General features: G+C 63.1%; 20 protein-coding genes. 9 read left to right on the plus strand and 11 right to left on the minus strand.

The genetic code is table 11. From position 1 onward, the window contains the following. Positions 1-63: 63 nt before the first annotated feature. The 3 genes from ACWUKX_RS29140 to ACWUKX_RS29150 all read right to left on the minus strand — a co-directional run bounded on the left by ACWUKX_RS29140 (position 64) and on the right by ACWUKX_RS29150 (position 3,213). A complete protein-coding gene (locus ACWUKX_RS29140) occupies positions 64-1,584 on the minus strand; it encodes an FAD-dependent oxidoreductase (RefSeq protein WP_456010123.1) in 1,521 nt (506 codons plus the stop codon). A gap of 94 nt (positions 1,585-1,678) precedes the next feature. Beyond that, the gene (locus ACWUKX_RS29145; RefSeq protein WP_456010124.1) at positions 1,679-2,572 is read right to left on the minus strand and encodes a DUF2182 domain-containing protein; all 894 of its coding nucleotides are present in this window, start codon (positions 2,570-2,572) and stop codon (positions 1,679-1,681) included. An 8-nt stretch (positions 2,573-2,580) separates the two neighbouring features. Beyond that, positions 2,581-3,213 (minus strand): DUF1326 domain-containing protein, encoded by a 633-nt coding sequence (locus tag ACWUKX_RS29150; protein WP_029351172.1) that lies wholly within the window; start codon positions 3,211-3,213, stop codon positions 2,581-2,583. 537 nt (positions 3,214-3,750) lie between these two features. On the opposite strand from ACWUKX_RS29150, the gene ACWUKX_RS29155 reads away from it, so the two are divergent. Continuing rightward, on the plus strand, positions 3,751-4,908 hold the full coding sequence (locus ACWUKX_RS29155) for a sulfite oxidase (protein WP_456010151.1): 1,158 nt from the start codon (positions 3,751-3,753) through the stop codon (positions 4,906-4,908). A 213-nt stretch (positions 4,909-5,121) separates the two neighbouring features. Here the strand turns inward: ACWUKX_RS29155 and ACWUKX_RS29160 are convergent, their stop codons facing one another. The 3 genes from ACWUKX_RS29160 to ACWUKX_RS29170 form a co-directional block, all read right to left on the minus strand. Continuing rightward, a complete protein-coding gene (locus ACWUKX_RS29160; protein ID WP_456010125.1) occupies positions 5,122-6,012 on the minus strand; it encodes a sigma-70 family RNA polymerase sigma factor in 891 nt (296 codons plus the stop codon). Positions 6,013-6,037: 25 nt separating this feature from the next. Beyond that, entirely contained in the window at positions 6,038-6,349 is a 312-nt protein-coding gene (locus tag ACWUKX_RS29165; RefSeq protein ID WP_456010127.1) for a hypothetical protein, read from the minus strand. A 467-nt stretch (positions 6,350-6,816) separates the two neighbouring features. Further along, on the minus strand, positions 6,817-7,692 hold the full coding sequence (locus ACWUKX_RS29170; protein ID WP_456010129.1) for an NmrA family NAD(P)-binding protein: 876 nt from the start codon (positions 7,690-7,692) through the stop codon (positions 6,817-6,819). A 92-nt stretch (positions 7,693-7,784) separates the two neighbouring features. Between ACWUKX_RS29170 and ACWUKX_RS29175 the strand changes: the two genes are divergently transcribed. The 4 genes from ACWUKX_RS29175 to ACWUKX_RS29190 all read left to right on the plus strand — a co-directional run bounded on the left by ACWUKX_RS29175 (position 7,785) and on the right by ACWUKX_RS29190 (position 11,205). Then, positions 7,785-8,750 carry a LysR family transcriptional regulator gene (locus ACWUKX_RS29175; protein WP_456010152.1) on the plus strand — a complete coding sequence of 322 codons (966 nt, stop codon included), beginning with the start codon at positions 7,785-7,787 and terminating at the stop codon, positions 8,748-8,750. 410 nt (positions 8,751-9,160) lie between these two features. Next, positions 9,161-9,382, plus strand: a complete 222-nt coding sequence (locus tag ACWUKX_RS29180) for a hypothetical protein (protein WP_095520963.1) — start codon at positions 9,161-9,163, stop codon at positions 9,380-9,382. Between the two features lie 360 nt (positions 9,383-9,742). Further along, positions 9,743-10,393 (plus strand): GntR family transcriptional regulator, encoded by a 651-nt coding sequence (locus tag ACWUKX_RS29185; RefSeq protein ID WP_456010153.1) that lies wholly within the window; start codon positions 9,743-9,745, stop codon positions 10,391-10,393. 26 nt (positions 10,394-10,419) lie between these two features. After that, the gene (locus tag ACWUKX_RS29190) at positions 10,420-11,205 is read left to right on the plus strand and encodes a pseudouridine synthase (RefSeq protein WP_456010130.1); all 786 of its coding nucleotides are present in this window, start codon (positions 10,420-10,422) and stop codon (positions 11,203-11,205) included. Between the two features lie 67 nt (positions 11,206-11,272). Here ACWUKX_RS29190 and ACWUKX_RS29195 read toward each other — a convergent pair whose 3' ends face one another. After that, a complete protein-coding gene (locus ACWUKX_RS29195; protein WP_456010131.1) occupies positions 11,273-12,016 on the minus strand; it encodes a 2OG-Fe(II) oxygenase in 744 nt (247 codons plus the stop codon). 408 nt (positions 12,017-12,424) lie between these two features. On the opposite strand from ACWUKX_RS29195, the gene ACWUKX_RS29200 reads away from it, so the two are divergent. Beyond that, on the plus strand, positions 12,425-13,822 hold the full coding sequence (locus ACWUKX_RS29200; RefSeq protein ID WP_456010132.1) for an NfeD family protein: 1,398 nt from the start codon (positions 12,425-12,427) through the stop codon (positions 13,820-13,822). Beyond that, complete coding sequence (locus tag ACWUKX_RS29205; protein ID WP_456010133.1) at positions 13,819-14,583, plus strand: slipin family protein; 765 nt, start codon at positions 13,819-13,821, stop codon at positions 14,581-14,583. Before ACWUKX_RS29200 ends, ACWUKX_RS29205 begins: the two co-directional genes overlap by 4 nt. 27 nt (positions 14,584-14,610) lie before the next feature. On the opposite strand, the gene ACWUKX_RS29210 is transcribed toward ACWUKX_RS29205, so the two are convergent. Then, positions 14,611-15,714, minus strand: coding sequence for an AraC family transcriptional regulator (locus tag ACWUKX_RS29210; RefSeq protein ID WP_456010134.1), 1,104 nt, complete (start codon positions 15,712-15,714; stop codon positions 14,611-14,613). A gap of 62 nt (positions 15,715-15,776) precedes the next feature. On the opposite strand from ACWUKX_RS29210, the gene ACWUKX_RS29215 reads away from it, so the two are divergent. Further along, complete coding sequence (locus ACWUKX_RS29215; RefSeq protein WP_456010135.1) at positions 15,777-16,925, plus strand: LuxR C-terminal-related transcriptional regulator; 1,149 nt, start codon at positions 15,777-15,779, stop codon at positions 16,923-16,925. Between the two features lie 447 nt (positions 16,926-17,372). Beyond that, the gene (locus ACWUKX_RS29220; protein ID WP_456010136.1) at positions 17,373-18,044 is read left to right on the plus strand and encodes an outer membrane protein; all 672 of its coding nucleotides are present in this window, start codon (positions 17,373-17,375) and stop codon (positions 18,042-18,044) included. Positions 18,045-18,394: 350 nt separating this feature from the next. Here ACWUKX_RS29220 and ACWUKX_RS29225 read toward each other — a convergent pair whose 3' ends face one another. From ACWUKX_RS29225 to ACWUKX_RS29235, 3 genes are read right to left on the minus strand one after another with little or no spacing between them, the layout of a single operon-like run. Further along, positions 18,395-20,716 (minus strand): xanthine dehydrogenase family protein molybdopterin-binding subunit, encoded by a 2,322-nt coding sequence (locus tag ACWUKX_RS29225; protein WP_456010138.1) that lies wholly within the window; start codon positions 20,714-20,716, stop codon positions 18,395-18,397. Then, positions 20,713-21,696, minus strand: a complete 984-nt coding sequence (locus ACWUKX_RS29230; protein ID WP_456010139.1) for an FAD binding domain-containing protein — start codon at positions 21,694-21,696, stop codon at positions 20,713-20,715. The genes ACWUKX_RS29225 and ACWUKX_RS29230 overlap by 4 nt, the downstream gene beginning before the upstream one ends. Continuing rightward, positions 21,693-22,196 (minus strand): (2Fe-2S)-binding protein, encoded by a 504-nt coding sequence (locus ACWUKX_RS29235; protein WP_456010140.1) that lies wholly within the window; start codon positions 22,194-22,196, stop codon positions 21,693-21,695. Before ACWUKX_RS29235 ends, ACWUKX_RS29230 begins: the two co-directional genes overlap by 4 nt. Positions 22,197-22,201 lie beyond the last annotated feature (5 nt).

The raw sequence follows: 22,201 nt of genomic DNA on the forward strand, positions 1-22,201 counted from the left end.
TCCGCCGAGTGCTCGCACTACTTCAAAAACTCCGGCTATGACCGAAACTAATCTCATCCCGCTCTAGTCAAGCGAAGCCAGGGGCGACACGGCCGGTCCGTTCAAAGCCGTGCCGTCGATAGCAAAATGCGAGCCGTGGCAGGGGCAGTCCCAGCAGCGCTCGAGCGAGTTCCAATGGACATGGCAGCCGATATGCGTGCATGCGGCCGAGCGCTTGTAGAGCGTGCCGTCGTCATCGCGAAACGCGGCGATTTTGGTGAGCCCTTCGCGGACGATGGCACCTTCTCCCGGTCGCAGCTTGTCGACGGAATCGATTTCGCCAGGCGCGATATACTCGGCAAAACTCTTGAGCGCTGTCGCATTCTCCGACAGATAATCGCCGATCGCGCCTGCCGTCTTGCGAGACGGCTCGTAAAGTTCGCGCCAGCGGCTTTCCCCCTTCAGAATCAGGTCGGAAATCAACAGGCCGGCGACGACGCCATGGGTAATGCCCTGGCCGGAATCCCCAGTTGCCACAAAGACGCGGCGGTTGCCAGGATTGCGGCCGATGAACCCCGCATAATCGACGGTCTCCATCACCTGCCCGGACCACCGGTTGGTTTCCACGCCGACATCGGGCACCAGCCTTTTGGTCCAGGCCGCCAGGGCCGCGAAGCGATCACCGGCATCATCGGCCTGCCCTGTTTTGTGGTCTTCACCTCCGACGATCAGGACGTCGGTCCGATCTTCGCCAGGCTGAAGCCGAACGTAGTGGTAAGGGTCTTCAGTATCCCAATACAGGGCATCCGGTATGGTATCGCGCGCGATCTCGAACGACATCGCGTAGGTCCGATACGGCGCTTGCTTGGTATGGAGGGCGACCCGATCGTTGATCGGCGAGTTGGTGGCGACAACGGCCGATTTGGCGGACACGGTAAAGCCTGAAACCGTGGTTGCGCGCACGCCGCGGTCAGTCTCCTCGACCTTTTCGACAACGGTATCGGCATAAAGCGCGCCGCCGCGCGAGCGGATGCCTGCGGCCAGCCCGCGGAGATATTTGAGCGGGTGGAAGGTCGCCTGATTGGCGTATCGAAGGGCCTGCGCATCCGAAAAGCCTGCAAACGGCACACCCCTGATCTTCTCGACGTCGACACCGATTTTCAGACCGGCGTCCAGCTGGCGCTTGATGTCGGATTGCTGCCTGCCGGAAGCCGGAAAGAGAAAGCCGTCGAGGCGTCGGAAATCGCACGCGATCCTCTCGCTCTCCTGGATTGATTGGATACGGTCGATAGCGGCCGACTGGCTTTGGTAATACATCCGCGCCAGGTCCTCACCGCGCAATTTGGTCAGTTCCGAAAAGTAGTCGTCGCAAATGGATGACAGGTGCGCGGTAGTGCGAGCCGTCATGCCGCTTCCGATCCGGCCGCGATCGAGAACCGCCACCTTTTGCCCGGCGACGGCCAGTTCGTACGCGACCGACAGTCCGGCAATTCCAGACCCGACGACCACGACATCGACCTGTTCGCTCTGCCCGAGCGCGACCGCGTCGGGCGCTACTTCGGTCGCCGCCCAGAGGGATACAGTCCTTTCGTCGCTGACATTCATTGGCGGAACCTCCCATCCCCAACATTCGGGTAAACGGATGCGAGGAGTCAAAGTTCCTCACGCCTTTGAATGCCGACATAGGCGGCCCTGGTCGTCAGACCAAAAGCGTTGCGCTGCCCCAGGCGATCAGGGCGATGCCGGCTGCCCGGCCAACCCACTGGCCGGCAGGAAACAGCTTTTCAGCCAGCACCAGAATAGCGAGCCCGGCAACCCACACCAGATTCATGATGCCGCCCACGAACAACAACGCCATCAGCATCCAGCAGCATCCGACACAAAACGCCCCGTGCAACGCGCCCAAACGCAGCGCGCCAACTGCGTGGGGACGCCAGTGTCGGGCAAGGAACGCGGTCGGTGCCCGGCAATGCGACAGGCAGGCGTTCTTGAGCGGCGAGAGCTGATACAGGCCCGCGGCGATCAGGACGATGCCGGAAAGCCAGCGGCTCTGCGAACTCATCATCGTCGCGGAGACGAAGGCCTCGCGTTCGAGCAGCCAATGCAACGCGGTGGCCACGACGGCAAACCCCAGCCAAACCAGGAGGTAGCCTGCCATAAATACGCCGGTGGGCGCGAGCTTGTCCTGGATCTGACCCTGTGCGAGCGCATGGCGATGCACGCGCGCATAGAGCAGGATAGTCGGCGCCGCACTCGGGGACATCATGGCAACCATCATGACCCACCACATGGCGATCATCAGCGCCCAGATCGCCGGCCCCCAGGCCCGCGGTTCGGCTGCCATGGCCATTGCGCTCATGTCCATGCCGGGCATATCCATCCCAGGCATATCCATGCCAGAGATATCGGAGGTCACGTCGGCAGTTTGCTGGTGGGGGAATAGCGCGAGCCTCGTCATCTCCCACGCATTCATGCCGAGCCCTGCACCGGCGACGATATAAAGCCAGGCCAGCAGGCACAGCGCCACCACGCCCGCAATCGTGATGACGCGGTCGCGTCTGAGCAGCCGTTCCAGTGGCGACCCGCCGTCCATGTGGCGCCTCAGGCCCGCACCACCCCGTGATTGTTGAGATGCAGCCGGGCAAACTGGCCGTAACTGTCCTTCATGTTCACCTGAACCGGCCCGCTGGTTGTGCTCGAAGCGCTGCCGATCTCGGCGACTGCATATTCGAAGCCGTTCGGCAACACGATCTGAGCGCGCGAGTCCGCGCCCGTCACCTTGTTGCGGATCGGTTCGCCGACGGTTTCGATATAGTCCTTGACGAAGATGCGGCCCCTGCGGCCGTCGATATCGAGGTCGAGATCGATCTTGGTGAAAACCGGCTCATTCATTTTTGTTACGGTTGAGGCGTAGACGGCGAACATCGTCGCGAACGGGTCGGTGTCCTGGCCGGTCATGATGCGCAGCAGCGCTTGACGCTGCCGGTCGGTTGCATTCTCGTCGACGAAGGCGATGGCTTCGCCATTGCCTTCGTGGATCGCGCCAGGCCATTTGAAGATCGCGGCGATCCGAAGGCCGTCGAGGGCGGTCTCGCCATGATGACCTTCGTCGATCTGGATGCCCGCCACCGCATGGCAATGGCCTTTGTCGGGCAGCGCATTGAATTGACAGTTGCAGCCATATTCGCAGGTACAATTGACGAGTTCGCGTCCCTTGATTTCCCAAGACGTCATGCTGTCCTCCCTGATATCGAAATATTAGACCATCAACATACACCTGCGCCGGCCGCACCGCCATCCTGTCGCGCCATGGAAGACGGCAGCCCATCCCGCCTTCTCGCTGAATAATGGGTGAACGTGCGCCTTGGAGATCGTGAGGCCGACATCGGAACGGCAGAAATGCGGTCGGACCGGGCCTTTCCGACCGCACCCGCGAAAGTCCGGAAACGACCCCGAAAGCGGTCGTTTCCGATAGCAACCCGAGCAGCAAACGATTTTGGCAGGACTGGAAAAATCGGTCTCGAATGCTGCAATCATCATCATGTCCCGTCCAGGTTGTGGACACTTCCTTCTCAAAGGCGCACTCTTAGCGTGCGAAACGCGAGCTGGTGTTTCGTCCAATGCTTCACATGCTTGACTTGCGTCGGGTGATTGTCTGACCTGTCCGGATACTTCCGGGTCGGCAGACCTCACATTGTGTCGCCTATCCGTGATCAGGCTACGGCCTAAGGCACGTTGCAGCCCGTTCCGGATCAATTGGGAGGTAACAACATGCCTGATTTTCAGCGCAGAGAACTCCTTGTTCAAGGAAGCGCGGCTCTTGCCGCAATTGCGGCTCTCTATACCTCGCGTCGGGCTTACGCTTTTCCAACACGGCCGAGCGAGGAAGTTGTTCCGTGGCTGGATCAGCCGACCGAAAATCCCGATCCGGTCGGTATCCAGAAGCAGCTTGTCTGGGAGGATTTGGATGGCTGGATAACTCCAAACGACAAGTTCTTCAGCATCTCGCATTTCAATCGACCAACGATCGACGAGAAGACATGGTCGATGGAGATCGGAGGCCTGGTGAAGAAGCCTTTAAAATTAACGCTCGCCGACATCAGGGCGCGACCGCGGCAGGAGGTCGTTTTCACAGTGGAATGCTCGGGCAACCACGGTTTCCCCTTTTTCACCGGCGGCATCGGCAATGCCCGTTGGGCAGGGACGCCGCTCGCCCCGATCCTCGAGGAAGCCGGCATTCTGGAGAAGGGCATCGAGGTCGTTTTTTTCGGTACTGACAAAGGCGAGGTCGCAATACGCGACGTGAAGATGAAGCAGAACTTCGCTCGCAGCATGTCGCTCGACGATGCGATGAATCCCGACAATCTCCTCTGCTATGAAATGAACGGAGCGGCCTTGCCGGCGGCCAATGGTTTCCCGCTGCGGCTCATTGCTCCGGGCTGGTACGGGATCGCCAACGTCAAGTGGCTGGATCGCATCGAGGTTCGCGACACCCGCTTCATGAGCCTTCTGATGGCGCGTGACTATGTCACCATCCGGGAGGAAGACCACAACGGCGAGACCGTCTGGGCCGAGACCTCGGTCGGCCGAGCGCTGATAAAGTCCGCGCCTGCGAAGGTCACCCGGAAAGACTCAGACTACCGCGTCATTGGGGCAGCCTGGGGGGCGCCGATCGAGCGCGTCGAAGTGCAAATCGATCAAGGGCCTTGGGCACCAGCGACCATTGACCACAGTGAGGAGGCCGAGCACGCCTGGAAGATCTGGTCCCTGGATTGGGCAAGTCCCGCTCCTGGAGAACACACGGTGACCTCGCGCGCGGTCAGCACCACGGGACAAGTTCAACCGGCAATGGACGATCCCTTGATTGCCAAGAAACACACATACTGGGAAAGCAATGGCCAGGTGACGCGCCGCGTGCGTGTCGACTAGAGCATTTTGCAGCCAAATGGGATCATTTGGCGTCGGCATAAATGCCGCAAAACATATAGTTAGAGCGAGTTACCGGTTCCAAGAGAACCGGAACCGCTCTAGACACTTGCAGCCATGTGGCAATTACGTTCGGGTCACCAGGGAGTCAAGGCTGCTTGATCCGAAAGCTGCACCGACTCCATATCGAGCGGACCGGTGTGGGTCGTAGATTCCTCACCCGTCCACGATGCTGATCTCCGCATCGACCAGGCACCAGGGTGCGTAGCGGAAATCGCGGATCTGGACGACCCGCTCGTCCTGCCATTCGACCAGCATGAAGCCGCGCACGGCGCCGTCCGGCTCCTGCGGGTTGCGGATCAGAATCGCCGGCCTTCTATCGACGAAGCCCAGCGACAGCGCCCAGTCGCTGATGCGGTCGTAATTGCTGAAATAGGTCGACACTTCGGCCTTGCCGCGCAGGCGGAGGCGGCTGACGAGTTCGAGCTGGATATCCTCGGCGATCAGCGCCCTGACCGCGTCGAAGTCGCGCGCGTTGAACAGATCGACATAGCGGCGCAGCCGCCGCTCGTCTTCGGCGCCGAGCTTAGGCGCGGCGACGTGTTCGGGCTCGGCTGCCAGCACGCGCAGCTGTGCCCGCCCGCGATGCAGCGCCGCCTTGGTGGCGGCGAGCGTGGCGCCGGTCACCTCGCAGGTCTCGTGCAGGGAAAGGCCGAGCACGTCGACCAGGATCACGGCGCTGCGCTGCGCCACCGAAAGCTGCATGAAGCTGCGCAGGCCGGTCACCGCGGCGATCCTGCTGTCGGCGCTGCCGGAAGGATCCTCGATGGTGGTCATGTCGGTCTCGGTCATGCGCGACCTTTCCCGATGGCGTCGGCGCAGATGGTCCTGCGCGGCATTATGGGCGATGCGAAACAGCCATTGCTCGGGCCGCTCGACCGCCATGCTGCCGTCGACCGCCTGCAGCGCTTTCAGCAGCGTCTCCTGCACGATGTCCTCGCCGTCGATCACCGAGCCGGCCATGCGAGCGCAGTAGCGGTGCAGTTTGGGGTGTAACTCGGCGAGCATCGCCTCCAGCGCTGGCCGATCGAATTTCCGTGAGATCATGGCGTTCTTTCGAGGCGCGATCGCTCTATCCGGCTTTGCCGTCCTCAAGCACATGGTAGTTGCCGATAATTTTGGCAGGCGATCGCTTGACCGGGGTCGAACGTCGCTCCGCATGGTTCTGGGTGAACGCCTCGAAGGCCGCAAGCCCGGTCAACGCGGATGGTTCATTTCCTTCGCCGACGACGTGGATGAACTCGCCGTCGTCCAGTTCGAGCACCAGATAGCGCACGCTCGGCGGCGCCGTCTCATCCAGCGCCTCGAACACCTTTGCCACCAGCGCGCGGTTCTCTTCCAGTTCGGTGTCTTTCACGCTGTAGCGAATGAGTTTGTAGCCCATGGTTCGTCTCCTAATTGGCTGGTCTCAGCAGAAGACGACCGGAGTTACCGAAAAGATTCTCGGCTCAGCAAAATTCTTTTCGGCCGCCCGCGTCGTTCTTGCCTGTGGGCGGCTGCGCGGCAACCTATCAAGGGAGAGGAGAACCGATCAATGCTTGTCCAGTTGCCGGTATTTCACCAGGACCGCGCCAGGGCGTTCTACACCGGGCGTTTCGCCTGCCAGGTCGCGGCCAACGAGAAGATGGGCGATAGTGGCCGGCGCTGGATCGAGCGATCTCGTCGAACACCCGGCCGGCGACCTACCGAATGCTTGCCAGGTTCGAGGGGCCGAGTGTGAGCGTCATGACCCCGGTCCGGCCTGCGCCGCGGGTGCCGATCACGATGCGACGGTCGGGTTCCTGCAGCTGTGACAGTGCGAGTCGGCCGGGGCCGGAAGTCCTCCTGCCATCACCAAGGTCGCATGAATGGTTAAGCGGCAGCGCGCAGCTTCGTCACGATACGCTCGACCGCGGCTGTCAGCGATGTCGTGCCACGCCAATGTTCGGTTCCGGCCTGGCGCGTGAAGCGACCGTTTGCAATGCCTTCGTACATGCCGAGCAGGGCGGCGGTAACCTCCGCGGAGAGCCCCGCCTCGGCCAGGACCGCTTCGCGCTGCTCCGGCGGCACGAGCACCGGCTCGACCGGACGGCCTAGAACCTTCGCAAAGGCAGCCGCCACATCGCTGGCGCTCCAGTCTTCGGGCCCGGCCAGTTCCACGATGCGCGTTCCAGCCCAGTTGTGGGACATCAGCCGGGCGGCGGCGCGCCCGACATCGGTCGTGCTGACCATGGGAATTTTCCGGTCCGGTTCCAGAAACGACGGGAGCACGCCTTCCGAAACGCAAGCCTCAGCGACTTCCGACCAGGTTTCGACAAAATAGCCCGAGCGCAGAAAGGCCGTGGCGGGCGCGGTGCCGGCTAGCATCGCCTCGACCTGATGCAAGGTGGCAATGACCCCGGTGCCCGTCTCATGCTGCGCGCCAATCGACGATAGGATAACGCTCCTGGACAGATCGGCGCGGCGGACCGCCTGGGCAAGTGCTGCGCCGATCTCCGCTGTCTGTCCAAACGGATCGCCGGCGACCGGCGGGGGGTTGAGGAGAAACGCCGCCGTTGCGCCCTTCAAAGCGGCGGAAACCTGCTCTGCGTTCTCAAGGCTGGCGACGGCGACTTCGGCACCGAGCGCCGCCCACGCTTTGCCCTGTTCCCGACGGCGCACGACCACGCGCACGGGCTCACCGTCCGCCATCAGTGCACGCGCCGTTTCCCCGCCGGCCCGCCCATTTGCTCCAAAAACCACATGCATTGATCTGTTCTCCTCGGGTGTTCGCGATTTATGAGAACCCAGGATTACGGAATGGCTATGCATGCGAAAAATGCATGTATTATATAGCCGGCATGCACGAAGTGAATTTGCGTCGCGTCGACCTGAACCTGCTGGTGGTGCTCGAGGCGCTGCTTGACGAAAGAAGCGTCACGCGGGCCGCCGTCCGTCTCGGTATGAGCCAGCCGGCGGTGAGCCGTGCGCTGTCGCGGCTACGAAAGCTGTTCGCGGACGCCCTTCTGGTGGAAGGGCGGACAGGTTACATGCTCACTGCCCGCGCCGACGAGATTCGGCCGGCGCTGCGCAGGACCCTGGCGGACATCGCTACGATGCTGGGGGCAAATCCGTTCGACCCGGCAACGGCAACCGGTCATGTGCGGCTGCTGATGATGGATCTTGAGACTGCCGCGTTGGCGCCTCATCTGCTTGCCCGTCTCACCGTCGAGGCGCCGGCGCTCGACCTGGACATTCTACCGCCCAACGCAACGGCGATCGAAGCACTGGAGGAGGACGCCGTGGACGCACTCGTCGGCGTGATCGACGATGCGCCCGCGGGCATCCGCCGGCGCGGCCTCTATCAAGACCGCTTTGTCACGCTGATGCGCGCCGGGCATCCCGCAGCGAACCATGAGCTTACGCTCGACCGATTTCTTGAATTGGGTCATATCGTGGTGAGCGTCACCGGCGTTGGACCAGCGTTCGTCGACGTGGCGCTCGCTGGTGTGGGCCGCCGACGACGGGTGAGCGTGCGCGTACCGAGCTTCCTTGCAGCAGTGGAAATCGCTGCCCGCTCCGACCTGATCATGACGCTGCCGTCGAGCCTGGCGCAGATGGTGGGCGCACGTTTTGTCTCGCTGCCCCCGCCGCTTGATCTCGGCAGCTTCACCATGAGCCTTCTCTGGCACGCGCGCCACCAGGACGAACCTCGGCACGTCTGGTTGCGGCATAGCATCGCTGCCGCGGCAACAGCGCTGAGCGCGCCCGGCGCATCCATCGCCGAAGGCAGCGTTCGTCCGCAGCCTGCGGGCAGTGCTCCTTGAGGAAGTGGATGATGCTGAGGCCAAAGGAAACGAGCCGGTTCGCCGTGAGCATGATCGGCATCCGCACGCGCCAATCTGATATTGGCAGCCGCAAGCGCCGGCATGGCTCGAACAGCTCGTCTTCCAAGCTGCCGTGAGCTTTTTCGCTTCGCAGACCGGCAGGTTTTCTTCGACGGCGACGGCAATGTCGGCGTGCAGCTTGTGACCGATCCACCGCGCCTGCCACCCTCCTGCGGTTAGCCTGCCGGATCGGCCGGCTGGCCCGTATTATTTCGTGACCGTGTTGCGCTGGAACCTTCCCTCGCACCACGCGTTCGGGGCGCTGTATTCGCGATGCCTTATATTTAAGCAAGGCGACGGCGAATACCGGCGGGGAGGCAAAAGCATGGGTTGGGGAGGAGCATATTGTCATGTCGAACCGTGAAATTGGAACGTCCCACACATTGGGGCTGCGTGTCGCTGACCTCAAAGCCAGGATGCAAAGCGCCCGAATTACCGGGCACGAGATGAAAACCTTTCAGAAGGTCGCCGCCGTCATGGGAGGAGGTGAAGGCTCCCTGCGGCTCGATGCCGACGACCTGATTGCCGCGTCTTTCGTCGTCGAGACGCTGGACGACCCCAGGTCGAATTGACGATCGTGGTGCCTCGGCGATCAGCCAGGCACCACGTCGGAGCCAGGGAAGCGGCGCGTCCGAGGCAGGCGACCGCTTTCCTGACCGCAAAATCTCCTGGCGCTCGGCTACCGAGACGGGGTTCCGTCCGGTAGAGCGGCAGGATTTTCAAACACGCGGATGGCAGCGGAACCGAAGCCGCGCAGCAGGGCTCGCCGGCCGGCAGGCCCATGCGGCGTGACGCGGCATCACCGGCACCCGTCCAATACACGCTGGGATACTCGTATACGAGAATCCACATATCCGCCCTTGCTGCTTTCTGTTAGGCAAGGTCCGCAGGATAGCAGGGAGAATGGTTTGCGCGGACTTGGCGACGGCTTGATGCAGAAGCCGCTGACGGTGGCGGAGCAAGTGGCGAATGTGCTGCGCGAATCGATTGCCGAGGGCAGCCTGGCGGCCGGCACGCCGCTGCGTCAGGACGATCTGGCAGAGCGATTTGGCTTCAGCCGCATGCCGGTCCGCGACGCGCTTCGCCAACTCGAAGCCGAAGGCATCGTGTCGATCCATCCGACCAAGGGCGCGCATGTCGCCAGGATGGACGCTGCCGAGATCAGGGAGATCTTTGCGGTCCGCGCCCTGCTCGAAGGCGAAGCGCTGCGGCTCTCGGTGCCGAAACTCGGCAACGAGAAGCTCGACGAGGCGGGCTATGTCCTCAACCAGATCGATGCCGAGCCGAATGTCGGCCGCTGGGGATCGCTGAACCGTGCCTTTCACCTGGCGCTTTACAGCGCCTGCGGCAACGCCCGGCTCCTCGGCCTCATCAAAGCCCACCACAATGCGGCCGACCGCTACGTTCGCGTTCTCCTGTCCAACCTCAACTATCGCAGCCGCTCGCAGTCGGAGCACCGCGACCTGTTGACGACCTGCCGCCATCGCGACGCCGAGGCCGCCGTTCGCGTCTTGAAAAAACACCTCGGCGACGGCATGGAAACGCTCGCCCAGGCTGGAGATGGGCTGGCGGGAAAGTCCTGACCTTGCCGGAACGCTCACGCAAAACGATGACGCCACGACCGAACGTCGGCCGGCAACGCCCCTCGCCCAGCGCCGGGGCCAGTCCTCCCGGAGTGAGACCCGCGGGCGTCAGCCTTTGCCGGGCGCTGTCGAAACTCGGCCTGTGCTCGCGCAAGCAGGCGGAGCTGCTGGTCGCCGAAGGGCGCGTTCGGGTCGCCGGCAAAGTCGTGCGCAACGGCTCGATGCGCGTCGATCCCGGCCGCGACCGCATCGAGGTCGACGGCAGCCGGGTCGTCGCCGAGCGCAAGGTCTACCTGATGATCAACAAGCCGCGCGGCCTGGTCACCACCCGCGACGACCCGCAGGACCGCGGCACCGTCTATGACTGCCTGGCAGAACTCGACCTGCCCTTCGTGTCGCCGGTCGGCCGCCTCGACAAGGCCAGCGAAGGCCTGCTATTGATGACCAACGACACGCGCTTTGCGCAGCGCCTGCTCGACCCCGCCTCCCACGTCGCCAAGATCTATCACGTGCAGATCGGCGCCCTGCCCGACGAGGCCATGCTGGCGCAGTTGCGCGCCGGGGCAACGGTCGACGGCGAGGATTTGACGGCGCGGTCGATCGACATCCTGCGCAGCGGGACCAGCACTGCATGGCTCGAAATCACCCTCGACGAGGGCCGCAACCGCCATATCCGCCGCCTGCTCGGCGCCTACGACATGGAAGTGCTTCGCCTTGTGCGGGTGGCGATCGGCCCATTGCAGCTCGGCGACCTTGCCAAGGGCAAGGCACGCCACCTCACCGCAGAAGAGCTGGCGATGTTTCAGGCCTGAGCGAAGACGCATCGCTCTCCCTTCTCCCCTTGTTGTGGGAGAAGGAAGAAGGAAGTCTACAACACCTTTACTTCGCGTCGTGGAAGATAATGCCGACGGTGTGGCGCAGGCCGGAGCGAAGCCGGCTGACGCCGTGCCTGAGATTGACGCGGTAGCTGCCTTTGCTGCCCTGGACCGGACGATTGTGGACCGCGAAAGCGACGGCATCGCCCTGGCGCAGCGGCACCACCTCGGCGCGGCTCTGCATGCGCGGACGCTGTTCGGTCAGCACGAACTCGCCACCGGTGAAATCCTTAACCGGCTCGGACAGCAGGATCGCCACCTGCAGCGGGAAGGCAAGATCGCCGTAGAGATCCTGATGCAGGCAGTTGAAGTCGCCAGGACCATATTGCAGCAGGAGCGGCGTCGGCCGCGTCTGGCCCTGCTCGTGGCATTGCTTGAGGAACGCGGCGTGTTCGTCCGGGTAGCGCCGGGCGATGCCCATGCGCTCGTTCCAGTCGTTGGCGACCGCGGCCAGGCGCGGATAGAGCGCGGTGCGCAAGCCGCCGATCAGCTCGGGCAAGGGATAGCGGAAATAGCGGTACTCGCCCTTGCCGAAGCCGTGCCGCGCCATGTGGACATGGCTGCGGAAATGGCTTTCGTCGGGATAGAGCCCGGCGATCTCTCGGCACTCCTGAGGTGTCAGCAGCTTTTCCATCACGGCGCAGCCGTAGCCGCTCATCTCCTCGGCCAATGCCTGCCAATCATATCCGGCGACCCGCGCTTCCGCCGATCGGACCGCTGCTTTCGAACCTATCGAATGAATGGTCATGGCTTTGCCTCCTCTGGCTTCATCGGCTTCTGCAATCAGATGGGTGAAGCAGCGCACGCAAACCACCCGTTTCATGCCAATGGGGTTAGGCACAGGGTTGAAGCTGCCGATCTCCCCCGCATATGGGGGTCCCCCTCATCCGGCCGCTTCGCGGCCACCTTCTCCCCGCCGGGGAGAAGAGGTAGCACCGGCGCTGCCAATCTCCTCTCCCCTCGGAGAGAGGGTCGGATTGCCCCGAATTGCCCTTCGCAATTCGGTTGGCAATCCGGGTGAGGGGCACTTGCCGATATGCGATTGCCTCGTCACCCAGCGGAGGGAGATCGCCAATCGCCATTGCGCCGCTGCGCGCGCGACGCAGCATGGATTTCGGCAAAATCGGGCCCATATCCCTGATAGGGAGCTTTGAGCGTGAAACTCGCGCGTGTGGCCCTGCTTGCCGCGGCTTTTGTAGCCGCTGTGTTGGTTTGTCTTTCTTCCGCAACCGAAGAGGCGAGCGGGCAAGAGAGGACTGCACTGCGCATCGAGATAGACGGCGCCATCGGTCCGGCGAGCGCCATGCAGTTCGAGGAAGCGCTGGCGGTGGCCGCAGAGCGGAACGCCGAGGTTTTCATCCTGCAGATGGACACGCCCGGCGGGTTGGTCACCAGCATGCGTGAGATCATCGCCGACATCCTCGCCTCGCCGGTTCCCGTCATCGGCTATGTCGCGCCCGCCGGCGGGCATGCGGCGAGCGCCGGAACCTACATCCTCTATGCAACCCATGTGGCGGCGATGGCGCCCGGCACCAATCTGGGCGCGGCAACGCCAATCGAGATGGGCGGGCCGCTGCCATCCTTTCCCGGCGGCGACGACAAGAACAATGGCCCAGAAGCCGGCAAGGACCCGAAGAGCCCACCGGCGGGCGATGCGATGATCGCCAAGGCGACGAACGACGCGGTTGCCCTGATCCGCAGCCTGGCTGAACTGCGTGGGCGCAATGCCGATTGGGGTGAAAAGGCGGTGCGCGAGGCGGCCAGTCTGTCGGCCAACGCGGCGCTGCAGGAGCGTGTCGTCGACTTCGTCGCCCGCGACACGACCGAACTGCTTCAGCTGGCTGACGGCCGGACGGTGGAAATAGCCGGCAGGAAAGAGGTGTTGGCGACCAAAGGGCTGCCGGTTGAAACGCTGGAGCCCGGCTGGCTTATCCGGCTTCTCGCCGTCATCACCGACCCGAACATCGCCGTGATCCTGATGCTGATCGGGGTTTATGGCCTCGTCTTCGAGTTCACCAGCCCGGGCGCGGTCGCGCCCGGCGTGGTCGGCACGATCTGCCTTCTGCTCGGGCTCTATGCGCTCAATCTCCTGCCGATCAGCTATGCCGGCCTTGCCTTGATGCTGCTTGGCATCATCTTCCTCGTCGTCGAGGTCTTTAATCCCACAGTCGTCCTTGGGCTGGGAGGCGTGGCTGCGTTTCTGCTGGGCTCCGCCATGCTGCTCAGGATCGAGGGGCCCGGCTTCGAGATGTCGTGGGCCGTCATCGGCACCGCCGCCGTCCTGACGCTCGGCCTGGCGCTGTTGACCGGCAGCTATCTGTGGGCGGCCCGCAAGAACCTTCCGCGTGTTGGCGCACAGGCCATGCAAGGGCTGCCGGCCAAGGTCCTCGATTGGGAGGGCAGCGAGGGCCACGTGCTTGCCCGGGGCGAGCGCTGGCGGGCGAAGGCCGACGAACCCATTGCAGTGGGCGACAGCGTCGAGGTGGCTGACGTCAGCGGTCTCGTGCTGACGATACGGCGTCGCAATGTGAGAAGCGATGGAGCAAGGCAGTGATCATCGGTTATTTGGCCTATCTGGTAGCAGCGCTCGTCGTGGTCATGTTCCTGTCCGCGGCCATTCGCATCCTGAGGGAATATCAGCGCGGCGTGGTCTTCACGCTCGGCCGCTTCACCGGGGTCAAGGGCCCCGGCCTGATCATCCTGATCCCGTTCGTGCAGCAGATGGTGAAGGTCGACCTGCGGGTGGTGGTCCAGGACGTGCCGCCGCAGGACGTGATCTCGCGCGACAACGTTTCGGTGAAGGTCAACGCGGTGCTGTATTTTCGTATCGTCGACGCCGAGCGGGCGGTGATCCAGGTCGAGGACTTCATGACCGCCACCAACCAGCTGGCACAGACCACTTTGCGCTCGGTGCTCGGCAAGCATGAGCTCGATGAAATGCTGGCCGAACGCGACAAGCTCAACAGCGATATCCAGGAGATTCTCGACCAGCGGACCGATGCCTGGGGCATCAAGGTCTCCGACGTCGAGATCAAGCATGTCGACCTCAACGAGAACATGGTCCGCGCCATCGCCAAGCAAGCCGAGGCCGAACGGCTGCGGCGTGCCAAAGTGATCAATGCCGACGGCGAACAGCAGGCGGCGGCAAAACTCGTCGAGGCCGGCAAGATGCTGTCCGAGACACCGCAGGCCATGCAGCTGCGCTATTTCGAGGCTCTCCATGACATCGCCGGTGAGCGCTCGTCGACGGTCGTGTTTCCGGTGCCGATGGACCTGCTCGGTCATTTCATCAAGCCGCCCGGCGAGGAGAAGTGAGTTCACCGACGGGCCGGCGTCCAGCTTTCACCTGGCGCTCTTTGGCGTATAGCCGAAGCGCCGACGAAAGCAGCGATTGAAATACGATATGTCGCTGAATCCACATATCAGGGCAATTTCGCTGACCCGCATGCCGTCGTTGTGTCGCTGTGAGAGCATCTTGTGTGCTCTCTGCAAGCGCAGTTCGAGCACGTGCTCGGCAAACCTGATACCGGTTTCCTGAAGAAGATCATGGACATAGCGGACCGACAGGCCGAGTTCTTCCGCCACGCGTTGCGCCGAGATGACAGGGTCGGCAAAATTGTCCGCGATCTTCGCCAAAATAGCCTGCACCCTGGCTGCTCGCAGACCGCGCAAGCCGGCCAATTCAGCCGCCTCGCCTTTTGCTCCGGTCGCCAGGCCGATCAGATCGACGATCGTTTCCGTGGCGTGGGTTATCAGTTCCGGCGCGACGAGTGGACTGCCGTCTTCAAGAAACCGGCAGTAACGCTTGAGGAGATTGAGAGCTTCGTTTTCGGCGCCGATCTTCAACCCCAACCTGTCATCGATGCGCGGGAAGGCATCCGCGAGGATGGCGCGCGGGATCACCACGTTCATCCATACGTTCTTGTCGCTGCCGATCATTTCCAGAGGCTCTGCCGCTGTGACCAGGGCCGCTTCTCCCTGGCCGACGTCATAGTCACGGCCGACCTGGGCTCCGGCCAGTATGGTGTCGGCCTTGTTGATCAGCAGAAGGTAGCCGTCATTGTTGTCATCGGCGATATTGCTCACCTTCCTCGTCGCATGCTTGATCGTTCCCGACATCTGGCCAAGAACCACGGGTCCGATGGCCGCGGCTTCGATCGTGGCCTCGAAAGGCAGATTTTCGGATATGCCGTATTCGACCGACCATATCTCCGCGACATGGATATCTTGCCAGAGGGAAAATCGCTCGCGTTCGCTAAGATGCGAGGGCAATTGAGCCGATGAGAACACCGTCTTTTGCGACAATCCGGCACCCCGATAAATACCCACAATTTCATAAAATATCGAACGCGATGCTTCCCATTCCAGGAATAAGCAGCGACAAATCGCTCGGCGTTCAACTGATCGAATTGAACCCTTAATCGAGCTCAACCACGCGGGCGTCACCGAAAAGTATGACGCCGCGAAATCCTTCGATGCGAGATCGGGGGCATGTAAGGATTGGAGGCGTGGTGGAGAGGCTGAGCAGCGAAGCACTTAGTTCTATTATCGGTGATATCTACGATTGCGTTTTGAATTCGGAAGGCTGGGCTGATGTAATGACCCGGATCACAAAGGCCATCGACGCGGCCTACACCACCATCGCGCTTGCCAGCACCGCCGACAATCATGGCCGCTTCACCGCTCAATCGCCCTGGGATCCCGTGCAAATGCGCGCGCTGCAGGAGGACTATGACTTTGATGGGATTCCTGGACTGAAGGCAGCAGTCGTTGGCGACATCGACACGCCCGTTGCGACGCTGTCGCACATGAGTGAAGCCGAACTCCAGCAAACGCTGTTTTTTCAGAATTGGGCCAAACCGCAGGGATTGCGCGAGGCTTGCATCACCAAATTCGTTCATACAGCGGACCGGATCGGGCTCATGGGCTGCACCACGCGGGCCAGCAGGGGGACCATATCAGTTGAAGATCAGCATTTCCTGGCATTGCTATCGCCGCATCTGCGCCGCGCTTCCCTGATTGGAGATCTGCTCGATCAGGCCCGCGCTACCGCCAGTCTCTACCGCGAGGCGCTCGACTACCTGGCTGTGCCTATTGTTCTTACTGGCTCCAACGGAGCAATCCTCCATGCGAATGCGGCTGCCGATCAGATGTTTTCCGTGCAAGGTCCTATCCTTTCCAGGAACGGCCTGCTCCAGGCGCAGAACCCGGTAGCAGCCCGCGCTCTGCTGGAAGCCATCGCCAGTGCCGCGGGCGCGGATGCTTCACTTGGCTGCCGCGGCATAGGCCTGCCTGTTTCAGGCCCTGGTCAACCGCCCGCCGTCGCGTATGTTTTGCCGTTGACCGAAGGAACCGCGCGCGCGGTTTTTCGGCCCGCATGCGCCGCCGTCTTCGTGTCGACCACGACGTCCTCTTCCCCACTCCCGGAGGCCGTTCTCACAACGCTGTTCGACCTTACTCCCGCAGAGGCGCGCGTCCTCCTGCGGATCGGTAGCGGATTGACTGCGTCCAAGACCGCGTTGTCCCTCGGTATCGGTGAAAACACTTTGAAGACCCACCTCAACCGCATCTTCGCCAAAACCGGCACGAGGCGCCAAGCGGATCTCGTTAAACTCGTTTCGGACATAGGCACGCCCCTCGCGCCTGCCGGATCATAATGGTGAACCCGAATAAAGCTGGCGATCTCCGGCAAGCGGAGAGTCCGGCAACTTCATTAGTCGTGCCCTTCATGCAACGTCGGAGATTGGCGAAAATGTCGATGACGGCCGATCTCCCCCCAAGTGGGGGAGATCGGCCGTCGTCTTGGCTTTCGCCAACTGCCAACGCCGCCCAGGCAGTTCAAGCCTCTCGCGCCCCTAAATCAGCTTCTCCAGCGAGATCCGCAGATTGCGCACCCTTTGCCGGGTGACGCGCGGGTCGACTGAGGCCGAACAGCCACACTGACCGGGAAAGTGCTGCGGTGCGTTCCGGGACAATTCGGGTGCGGTCCTGCCCAAGACGCGGCCGGCGGACAATGCAACACCGGAGTCTCGACACCACCTGGATCTCCGCGGAGCATTTCCGCAGCGGGGAACGCAACACCTTTTTGGGGCAGCATACAAACAATGAAAACGATTCTTCTCGCTACAGCCTTCATTCTCGCGCCTGTCGGTATGGCATCGGCGGCTGATATCAATGAGGTTTTGCCTGTTGACTACGCCTACAGCTGGTCCGGCCTTTATGCGGGCGTTCACGTCGGTTACGCAGCCGGAATCTCCGATTTTTTCATCGCCAACCCCGGCATTACCAGCTCCCTGGATCCCGACGGGTTTATCGGCGGCATCCACATCGGCTTCAATCAGGAAATGGCGAGCCGCTTCGTGCTCGGTGCCGAGGCCGACATTGTGTACAATGACGTAGATGGACTGACGGCCTTCTCCAGCGGTTTGGTTAAGAGCGAGATCAAGTGGTCAGGTTCGGCGCGGCTGCGGGCTGGCTATACCTTCGATCGGACTTTGCCTTACATCACTGCAGGCGTGGCCGCGGCCAAGTATGAAGCGACTTTGATCACCGGCACCCCCCAAGGCAACATACTGATCCACGACGAAACCCATATTGGCTGGACGGTTGGAGCCGGCGTTGAGCACGCCTTCACCGACAAGTGGCTCGCTCGGGTCGAATATCGCTACTCCGACTTCGGCAGCAAGGATCTCTCGCTGGCAGATGGTGTTAATACGATTGCGGACGTCGATCTCCAAACGCACGATATCCGGGTTGGCCTTAGCTACAAGTTCTGATCTGCCGGACGGAACAGAACCCCGGCGCGTGAGCCGGGTTTCGGCAGACTTGCAACGTTGAAGATTGGCGAAAGCCGAGATGACCGCCGATCTCCCCTTGCGGGGGAGATCGGCAGGACAGAGGAGATGGGAAAGATCGCGGCTTCATTCCAGCTTGGGTTCCTCGCCCCACGAAGTGGGCGAAGCCGAGACGGCGCTTTACGAAAGCCCCCTCTCCGGCCGCTTCGCGGCCACCTCTCCCCCGCTTCGCGGTGGGCGAGGAACCCAGGTCTTGAGAGGGACAGGCCTCCCGCCAGACATTCCCCGCAAAATCCCACAAGGGGGAGATCCGCAGTTTCGCCGTCTCGCCCCTAAATCAGCTTCTCCAGTGTGATCGGCAGATCCCGCACCCGCTTGCCGGTGGCGTGGAACACCGCATTGGCGATCGCAGGCGCCACGCCGACGATGCCGAGCTCGCCAACGCCCTTGCCGCCGAGCACCGAAGAATGCGGGTCGGGGATGCCGACTGAGATCACCTCGATGTCGGGAATGTCGGCATTGGTCGCGATCAGATAGTCGGCCAGATTGTTGTTGACGATGCGGCCGTGGCGGCGGTCGACGATGCCTTCCTCCAGCAGCGCCTGGCCGATGCCCATGATGATGCCGCCCTTCCACTGGCTTTCGGCGAGCTTGGGATTGTAGAGCCGGCCCGAATCCAGCGCCGACACCACGCGCGACACGCGAACCGTGCCGAAGTCCTGGTCGACGCGCACCTCGATGAAATGCGCGCACCAGCTGTGGCGGGAATAGTCGCCCTCGGTGTGCGACAGCGCCATCGCTATGGTCGTATGATTCTTGTAGCGATCCTCCGCAGTCCAATTCGCCGGCGTGGTGTCGCCCATCGCCCCGATCTGCTCGCGTCCAACGCTGGCGAGCAGCTCGGCGATGGAGATTTCAGGGCCGTCGCCGCGCGGCGACTTTATGCGGCCCTCAGCGACGACCAGCGTGTTGGCCTGCAGTGCATGGAACGGCGAATTTGGATCGCTGATCGCCAGCCCGACCAGCTCATCGAGCGCGGCAGTCGCCGCCTTGTGCACGGCGCCGGTCATCACGCCGGCCAGCCGAGACCCGCCGGTGACGCCGGCGCGGGCATAGCGGGAGTCACCCAGCCTCACCACGACGTTCTCAGCCGGCACGCCCACCACTTCGGCGGCGGTCTGCGCCAGGATCGTATAGGTGCCCTGCCCCATGTCGATGCTTGAGCTTTCGACCTCGACGGAACCGTCGGCGAGAATGCGCACCATCGCCTCGCCATAGGCGCGCCGCACCGGATAGGTGCCGGCGGCGACCCCCCAGCCGATCAGCTGGTTGCCGTCGCGCATCAAGCGTGGCTCCGGCGAGCGCTTCGACCAGCCGAAGGCCTCGGCACCGGCAGCGTAGGCCTCGCGCAACTGCCGTGTCGACCACGGCTTTTTCGCCTCCGGATCCCGTTCGGCATAATTCCTGAGCCGGATTTCCAGCGGATCGATGCCGACCTCATAGGCCAGTTCGTCGATCGCGCTTTCGATGCCGAAGGCGCTCGGGTTCTCGCCCGGCGCGCGCAACGCCCCCGGCACCACCGTGTTTACCCGCACGACATTCTGCCGCGACGAGAAATTCGGCGTCGCATACATGATCGAGGTGACCGAACCGAGCGGCTCGACCCACATACCGTCGACCGAGGTCTCGTTGACGCCGCGATGGACGATCGACTGGATCTTTCCCTCGGCGTCGGCGCCGAGCGCCACCGTCTGACGTGTCGCCGCCCGTCCGCCATAGGCGGTGAAGGTCTGCGGCCTGGTGACCGCGAGCTTCACCGGCCGTCCCAGCATTTTCGCGGCCATCGCCGCCACCGCGCCATAGCCGTAAGCGAACGCCTTGGAGCCGAAGCCGCCGCCGATATAGGGCGAGACCAGGCGCACATTCTCGAACGGCACGCCGAACCATTCGGCATAGGTCCGCGCCATGCCGTCGAGCCATTGGCTGGGCTCCCACACCGTCAGCCGGTCGCCTTGCCAATGCGCGATCAGCCCATGCGGTTCGAGCGGCGTCTGGTATTCGCGCGGCGTGTTGTAGGCGGCGCAGATCCGCACCGGGGAGGCGGCGAAAGCCGCCTGCGCATCGCCCCACTCCTTCGTCATCGCGTCGATCGGAATGCCGTCGCCGGCCTTCGCATCGCTAAGGTCGACGATCGCCGGCGTCTCGTCATAGGCGACCTTGACCAGCGCTGCGGCCGCGACGGCCTGCTCGAAACTCTCGGCCACCACCGCCGCGACGTGCTGACCACTGAAGGTGATGTTGCGCGCCAGCGGACAATACGGAACATCCGGCGGCGACGTGCCCAGCCAGTCCGTTGCGGTGTTGAGGCGCAACGCATTGTCCGGCGTCAGCACCAGAACCACGCCCGGCGCTGCCTCGGCCGCAGCCGTGTCGATCGAACGCACCTTGCCGGCTGCAATCGTGCTCTCGACGAGAACGGCGTGGGTGAGTCCGTCAAGCTGCTGCTCGACGGCGTATTTTGCAGCCCCGGTGATCTTGGCCGGGCCATCGACGCGCGACAGCCGCCCGCCAACCTGGTCCGCGAGAACGGCGCCGTCCGATGCGTCGCCCCTCTTCGAATCATCATGTCTTGTTCTCAACTCGTGAACGGTCATGCCGTTTCTCGCACTTTGAGGATGGCGCGGGCGACGACGCGCGGCGCCAGTTCGATCTTGTAATGGTTGGCGCCGTGGTAGACGGCGCCCTCGATGGCGAGCAGGCTGGCGCGCCGGACCGTATCAGACTCCAGAACCTTGCCTTTCAGCGCCTCTTCGACGGCGCGTGCGCGCCATGGCTTGGTGGCAACGCCGCCGAGCGCCACGCGCAAATCCTTGATCGTCCTTCCATCGGCCCCGAACTCGATGCCGACGGCGGCACTTGCGGCAGCGAATTCGTAGGATTGCCGGTCGCGGATTTTCAGATAGGTCGAGCGCTGGGCGGCAGGGGAAGCAGGAATGCTGATCGCGGTGATCACCTCACCTGGCGCGATCGCATGCTCCCTGTCGGGCGTGGCGCCCGGCAGCAGAAAAAGGTCGTCGGCCGCGACCTGGCGGTCGCCGAGGTGGACTGTTGCGTCGAAGGCGACCAGTGCCGTCGCCAGATCGCCCGGATAGGTGGCGATGCAGGTCTCGCTGGTGCCGAGCACGGCATGGCCACGGGTGACGCCGCCGATCGCCGAGCAGCCGCTGCCGGGCGTGCGCTTGTTACAGGCGGGAAAATTCGCCGGGTCGCGGAAATACGGACAGCGCGTGCGCTGCATCAGATTGCCGCCGATGGTCGCCATGTTGCGGAGCTGCGCCGAGGCCGCCTGCCACAGCGCTTCCGAGACGGCGGGGAACCGGCTCTTGATGTCTGCATGGTCGGCGCCGCTGCTCATCCTTACCAGCGCGCCGATCGTGGCGCCCCGGTCGTCGACCGTGATCCCATCCAGTCCCTTGAGATGGCTGATGTCGACCACGGTGTCGGGTTCGGCAACGCCGCATTTGGCGAGATCGATGAGCGTGGTGCCGCCGGCCAGCAGCATGGCGCCGGGCAGCGCCGCCGCCTGGCGTGCAGCATCGACGGAATTGGCGCGTAGATACGAAAAATCCCTCATGACGCGGTCTCCATGGATGACGCAACCTTCAGCGCCGCCTGGCGCACGGCGGCGACGATGTGCGGATAGGCGCCGCAGCGGCAGAGATTGCCGGCCATATATTCGCGGATCTCGTCATCCGAACCGGCATGGCCCTCGCGAATGCAGGCGACCGCCGACATGATCTGGCCCGGCGTGCAGTAACCGCACTGGAAGGCGTCCTGTTCGAGAAAGGCGGCCTGCACCGCGTTCAGCGTGCCGTCGCCCTCGGCAAGCCCTTCGATGGTGCTGACCGCCCTGCCCTCGGCCTGGGCAGCGAGCGTCAGGCAGGCGAGCACGCGCTGGCCGTCGACATGCACGGTGCAGGCGCCGCATTGGCCCTGATCGCAGCCTTTCTTGGTGCCGGTCAGGCCGAGACGATCGCGCAAGGCGTCGAGCAGCGTGACGCGCGGCTCGACCTCCAGTTCATGGCGATGTCCGTTGATTTGAAGTTGGATAGGAATTCGGGTTTTGCTTGTCATGGGGG

This window comes from Mesorhizobium sp. f-mel (assembly GCF_053850215.1).

Bases quoted from the DNA above. Each gene is read 5' to 3' on its own strand.
- ACWUKX_RS29140 (WP_456010123.1), bottom strand. From the start codon at position 1,584: ATGAATGTCAGCGACGAAAGGACTGTATCCCTCTGGGCGGCGACCGAA.
- ACWUKX_RS29145 (WP_456010124.1), bottom strand. From the start codon at position 2,572: ATGGACGGCGGGTCGCCACTGGAACGGCTGCTCAGACGCGACCGCGTC.
- ACWUKX_RS29150 (WP_029351172.1), bottom strand. From the start codon at position 3,213: ATGACGTCTTGGGAAATCAAGGGACGCGAACTCGTCAATTGTACCTGC.
- ACWUKX_RS29155 (WP_456010151.1), top strand. From the start codon at position 3,751: ATGCCTGATTTTCAGCGCAGAGAACTCCTTGTTCAAGGAAGCGCGGCT.
- ACWUKX_RS29160 (WP_456010125.1), bottom strand. From the start codon at position 6,012: ATGATCTCACGGAAATTCGATCGGCCAGCGCTGGAGGCGATGCTCGCC.
- ACWUKX_RS29165 (WP_456010127.1), bottom strand. From the start codon at position 6,349: ATGGGCTACAAACTCATTCGCTACAGCGTGAAAGACACCGAACTGGAA.
- ACWUKX_RS29170 (WP_456010129.1), bottom strand. From the start codon at position 7,692: ATGCATGTGGTTTTTGGAGCAAATGGGCGGGCCGGCGGGGAAACGGCG.
- ACWUKX_RS29175 (WP_456010152.1), top strand. From the start codon at position 7,785: ATGCACGAAGTGAATTTGCGTCGCGTCGACCTGAACCTGCTGGTGGTG.
- ACWUKX_RS29180 (WP_095520963.1), top strand. From the start codon at position 9,161: ATGTCGAACCGTGAAATTGGAACGTCCCACACATTGGGGCTGCGTGTC.
- ACWUKX_RS29185 (WP_456010153.1), top strand. From the start codon at position 9,743: ATGCAGAAGCCGCTGACGGTGGCGGAGCAAGTGGCGAATGTGCTGCGC.
- ACWUKX_RS29190 (WP_456010130.1), top strand. From the start codon at position 10,420: ATGACGCCACGACCGAACGTCGGCCGGCAACGCCCCTCGCCCAGCGCC.
- ACWUKX_RS29195 (WP_456010131.1), bottom strand. From the start codon at position 12,016: ATGACCATTCATTCGATAGGTTCGAAAGCAGCGGTCCGATCGGCGGAA.
- ACWUKX_RS29220 (WP_456010136.1), top strand. From the start codon at position 17,373: ATGAAAACGATTCTTCTCGCTACAGCCTTCATTCTCGCGCCTGTCGGT.
- ACWUKX_RS29225 (WP_456010138.1), bottom strand. From the start codon at position 20,716: ATGACCGTTCACGAGTTGAGAACAAGACATGATGATTCGAAGAGGGGC.
- ACWUKX_RS29230 (WP_456010139.1), bottom strand. From the start codon at position 21,696: ATGAGGGATTTTTCGTATCTACGCGCCAATTCCGTCGATGCTGCACGC.
- ACWUKX_RS29235 (WP_456010140.1), bottom strand. From the start codon at position 22,196: ATGACAAGCAAAACCCGAATTCCTATCCAACTTCAAATCAACGGACAT.